This is a genomic window from Cryobacterium sp. TMT1-2-1 (assembly GCF_004403955.1).
Lineage (GTDB): Bacteria > Actinomycetota > Actinomycetes > Actinomycetales > Microbacteriaceae > Cryobacterium > Cryobacterium psychrotolerans.
In genome coordinates, this window is the sequence record NZ_SOHC01000048.1 from 1 (window position 1) to 4,285 (window position 4,285).

4 protein-coding genes are annotated in these 4,285 nt (G+C 72.3%); 2 read left to right on the plus strand and 2 right to left on the minus strand.

Annotation, left to right across the window (positions count from 1 at the left end; translation table 11 throughout):
• A partial coding sequence (locus E3T33_RS08760; RefSeq protein ID WP_134575153.1) for a dihydrolipoamide acetyltransferase family protein occupies positions 1 to 1,033 on the plus strand: 1,033 nt, incomplete at its 5' end.
• A gap of 140 nt (positions 1,034 to 1,173) precedes the next feature.
• On the opposite strand, the gene E3T33_RS08765 is transcribed toward E3T33_RS08760, so the two are convergent.
• Positions 1,174 to 1,965 (minus strand): HAD hydrolase-like protein, encoded by a 792-nt coding sequence (locus E3T33_RS08765; RefSeq protein WP_092323973.1) that lies wholly within the window; start codon positions 1,963 to 1,965, stop codon positions 1,174 to 1,176.
• 93 nt (positions 1,966 to 2,058) lie between these two features.
• Here E3T33_RS08765 and E3T33_RS08770 point away from each other — a divergent pair, with 93 nt between their 5' ends.
• Positions 2,059 to 2,727 (plus strand): 4a-hydroxytetrahydrobiopterin dehydratase, encoded by a 669-nt coding sequence (locus tag E3T33_RS08770; RefSeq protein WP_166784450.1) that lies wholly within the window; start codon positions 2,059 to 2,061, stop codon positions 2,725 to 2,727.
• Positions 2,728 to 3,697: 970 nt separating this feature from the next.
• On the opposite strand, the gene E3T33_RS08780 is transcribed toward E3T33_RS08770, so the two are convergent.
• Positions 3,698 to 4,285 (minus strand): TetR/AcrR family transcriptional regulator (locus E3T33_RS08780; protein WP_134575154.1); only part of this gene is annotated, 588 nt, incomplete at its 5' end.

A 4,285-nucleotide genomic window follows, 5' to 3' on the forward strand; every position in this document is an offset into this window, starting at 1 on the left:
CGGACGCCCACAGCGGCGCGCGCGCCGCGGTGCCGCGCCGGCGCCCGCGGCCGCCATCGTCGTACCCGCGGCCGCCTCCGTTCGGGCCTCCGTTCCCGGCTCCGTTCCCGCCTCCGTTCCTGCAGGCGTCGGCGCCGTCGGCGCCGAACGCCCCCGCTCCACCCCGCCGGTGCGAGCCCTCGCCCGCGACCTGGGCATCGACCTCGCCCGTCTGACCGGCACCGGCCCCGACGGCCTGATCACCAGGGACGACGTGCGGGCGGGGGCCCTGACCGGCCCGGGCGCCGACGCGACCGTTCCGGCGATCGGCGCCGCGGCATCCGTTCCCGGCGCCCGGGAGAGCCGCACGCCGATCAAGAGCGTGCGCAAGCACACCGCTGCCGCCATGGTGCGGAGCGCGTTCACGGCGCCCCACGTCACGGAGTTCCTCACGGTCGACGTCACCCCGACGATGGAGCTGCTCGACTCGCTCAAACGCAACCGGGCCTTCGCCGACCAGCGGATCAACATCCTCACCGTCGTCGCGAAGGCGCTCTGCATCGCGGCATCACGGCACCCCTCGGTGAACACCCGCTGGGACGACGAGGCCGGCGAGATCGTGCAGTACCACTACGTGAACCTCGGCATCGCCGCGGCAACACCGCGCGGGCTGCTCGTGCCGAACATCACGGACGCCGACGCGCTCGGCCTGACCGGCCTCTCCGCCGCTCTCGCCGCGCTCACCGACGCGGCCAGGGCGGGAACGACCAGCCCGGCTGCGCTCAGCGGCGGCACGATCACGATCACCAACATCGGCGTCTTCGGGATCGACGCCGGCACGCCGATCCTGAACCCGGGGGAGGCGGCCATCCTCGCGATGGGCGCGATCCGCCGCACGCCGTGGGAATACAAGGGCGAGATCGCGCTGCGCCAGGTCATGACGCTGAGCCTGTCCTTCGACCACCGCCTCGTCGACGGGGAGCAGGGGTCGAGGTTCCTCGCCGACATCGGGGCCATCCTGGCCGAGCCCGGCATGGTCCTCACGATGGTGTAATCCGCTCCACCCGTCCGCGCATCGCGGGTGGTGCTTCTGCGGCGCACGCCGCGTTCATAACTCCTCCAGATCGGCGGCCGTCGCCGTAACTGCCCCGGAATTTCGGGGTGTCGCGGCGCGGCGCGGACATTCCGGAGGAATTATGCGCGAAACCCGGATGCTGCCACCAGCGCCGGGAGCGACGCGATCGAGTCGATTTCGTGCACGGCCCGGATCGTGGCCCGCTCGACGGCCTGATCCGGGTACTTGCCCGTGCGCACCTGCACGGTCGTCGCCCCGGCCGCGTTGCCCATCGCGATGTCGGTGGTCGCATCGTCGCCCGCTATCCACACCTCGTGCGGTTCGGCGCCGGCGGACTCCGCGGCGAGCCGCAGGAAATCCTGGGACGGCTTGCCGAGCAGCACGGCGGGCGACCCGCTGGAGTACTCGAGGGCGGCCACGATCGCGCCGGTGTCGATGTGGTCGCCGTCGGCCCGCTTGAAGTAGCGGCCGCGCTGCAGGGCGATGAGCTGCGCGCCGGCGCGGAGCGCGCGGAACGCCGCATCGAGCAGGGGGTAGCTGAGCGTGTCGCGCGCGTCGCCCGCGATCACATGGGTGATCGGGTCGGAGTCCCGCCCGACGTACGGAGCGAAGGACTCAAGCAGCACGCTGGAGACGACCGGCAGCACGTTCACCGGCCCCGCGGCGGCGAGGTAGCGGCGGGCAGCGGTGACCGGGGTGAAGAGCTCGCCGGGGCGCACGTCGATCCCGCGGGCGTGCAGGTCGGAGACGATCAGCTCCTCGGGCCTGGAATCGGTGTTGGTGAGGAAACGGATGACGCAGCCCAGCTCCCTGAGTTCCCGGATCGCCTCGCCCGCCCCGGCGACGGTCACGCCCGAGGAATAGATCGTGCCGTCGAGGTCGCACAGGATGGTTGCTCCGGAAGTGGCCACGCCCCAGTGTTCCACCGCCCGTCCCTTTTCGGCTAGAGCCGGGCGCGGCCGGATGCCCTTGACCGGTCTCCGGAGGCGGGGGAGAGTATGGGCATGAGCCACACCCGCACCCACGGCATCCTCGCTCCCGCCGACACCGAAGTCGCCATCGCCGGCAGCGCGTTCGTCCACCTCGACGGCAGCCTGCACGGCAGATACAAGACCGCGGATTTCGCATCCGCGCTTCGCCTGGTCGACAGGGTCGGCGAGGATGCCGAGGCGATGAACCACCACCCGGAGGTCAGGCTCGGCTACGGGACGGTCACCTTCCGCCTGCATTCGCATGACGCCGGCGGGGTCACCGCGCGGGACGTGAAGCTGGCCCGCCGGATCCAGGAACTCGCCGACGAACTCGGCGCGAGAAACGCGCACGCGGCCCCGGCCCGCTACGACATCGCCATCGATTGCACCGACGCCGACGTCATCCGCCCGTTCTGGATGGTCGGCCTCGGCTACAAGGAAGTCGTCGCCGAGGGGGAGCTCGAGCTGGTCGACCCGCACGGGAACGGGCCGCGGGTCTGGTTCCAGCACATGGAGATCGCCCGCACCGACCGCAACCGCATCCACATCGACGTGTACGTGCCCACCGCGGATGCCGAATCCAGGGTGCAGGAAATCGTCGACGTGGGTGGGATCCTCCTCACCGACGAGCACGCCCCGGACTGGTGGGTGCTGGCCGACGAGGAGGGCAACGAGCTCTGCGTCTGCACGGCGGCGAACTGAGCGGCGGCGTATGGTGCCGGTCTGGATTTGCGAGGCCTGCGGGCTGGAGCATCCGGAGACGGCCGAACCGCCGCCGGTGTGCGTGATCTGCACCGACGAACGGCAATTCGTGCCGCCCGTCGGCCAGAGCTGGACCACCTCGGAGCGGCTCGAACGGGCGGGCACCACTGCGAGCGTCGCCGCGGTCGAGGCCGGGCTCCACCGGATGACGGTGGCGCCTCGGGTCGGGATCGGCCAGCAGGCATTCCTCGTCACCACTCCGGCCGGGAACCTGCTCTGGGAGCCGCCGGGATTCATCTCCGCGGCCTTCGGCGACGCCGTGCGGGCCCTCGGCGGAGTGGCGGCGGTGGCCGGGAGCCATCCGCACCTGATGGGGGCGGCCATCAGCTGGAGCCACGCCTTCGGCGACGCCCCGGTCTACGTCGCTTCGGACGACGCGGCCTGGAGCCGCCGGCCCGACCCGGCGATCCGGCACTGGGGCGGCCGCGAGAGCCCGCTGCCGGGCGTCACCCTCGTGCAGTGCGGCGGGCACTTCCCGGGCAGTTGCGTGCTGTTGTGGCGGGACGGCGCCGAGGGTCGCGGGGTGCTCCTGACCGGCGACACGATCTTCATCGGCCCGGACAATATGACCGTCAGCGCGATGCGCTCGTACCCGACCCTGATCCCGCTGCCCGAGCAGGCGGTGCGGATCATCCGGGACCGGCTGGACTCGCTGACCTACGACCGCATGTACGGCCCCTTCGGCCAGGTCGTGGCCTCGGGCGCCCGCCCCATCGTTACGCGCTCCCTCACCCGCCTGATCGCCTGGCTCCGAGCCGACATCCCCGATTTCGCCCCCACTACCTACCCCGCCCCCTCCGCCCCGCCCCCTCCGCCGAACTGTGAGTTTGGCACCTTCGTGGGCGTCGGGAAGGTGCCAAACTCACAGTTCGGCGGTAGTTCGGCGGAGGGGTGGGTCGGCGGGTGGGTGTCAGGCGGGCGTGAGGGCGGTGAGGGCCATCTGCTCGAGGAGGGCGCGCACGGTTGCCGGACTGGCGCCGGCGGTGGCGCTGTGCGGGGTCGAGTTGATCAGGCCGAACGTCGCATGGGCACGGATGCGAAGCAGCGCCGTGTCCACGCCCGGATGCACGCGGCCGAGCACCTGCACCCACAGCTCCACGTAGGCCCGCTGCAGGGCGCGCACCCGGTGCCGGTCCGCCTCGGCGAGGCTGTCGAGGTCGCGGTCCTGCACCCGGATGACGTCGGGGTTGGACAGGGCGAAGTCCACGTGGAAGCGCACCAGCGCGGCCAGCGCGGCCGCGGCATCCGGATGCGCGCCGGCGACGGCGCGGCCCCCGGCGACGAGGTCCTCGCTGGCGCCGACCAGCAGCGCGGCGAGCACCGCCTGCTTGCCGCTGAAATGGCGGTAGACGGCCGGCCCGCTGACCCCGGCGGCCGTGCCGAGGTCTTCGATCGAGGCGCCGTTGAAGCCCGAGCGGGCGAAAAGCGACGCGGCGGCCGCCAGCAGCGCCTCGCGCCGGTCGGCCTTGGCCAGGCTGCGGGGCGTTGGCGCGGCGGC

Coding starts and splice junctions, on each gene's coding strand:
- E3T33_RS08770 (WP_166784450.1), top strand. CDS start 2,059: ATGAGCCACACCCGCACCCACGGCATCCTCGCTCCCGCCGACACCGAA.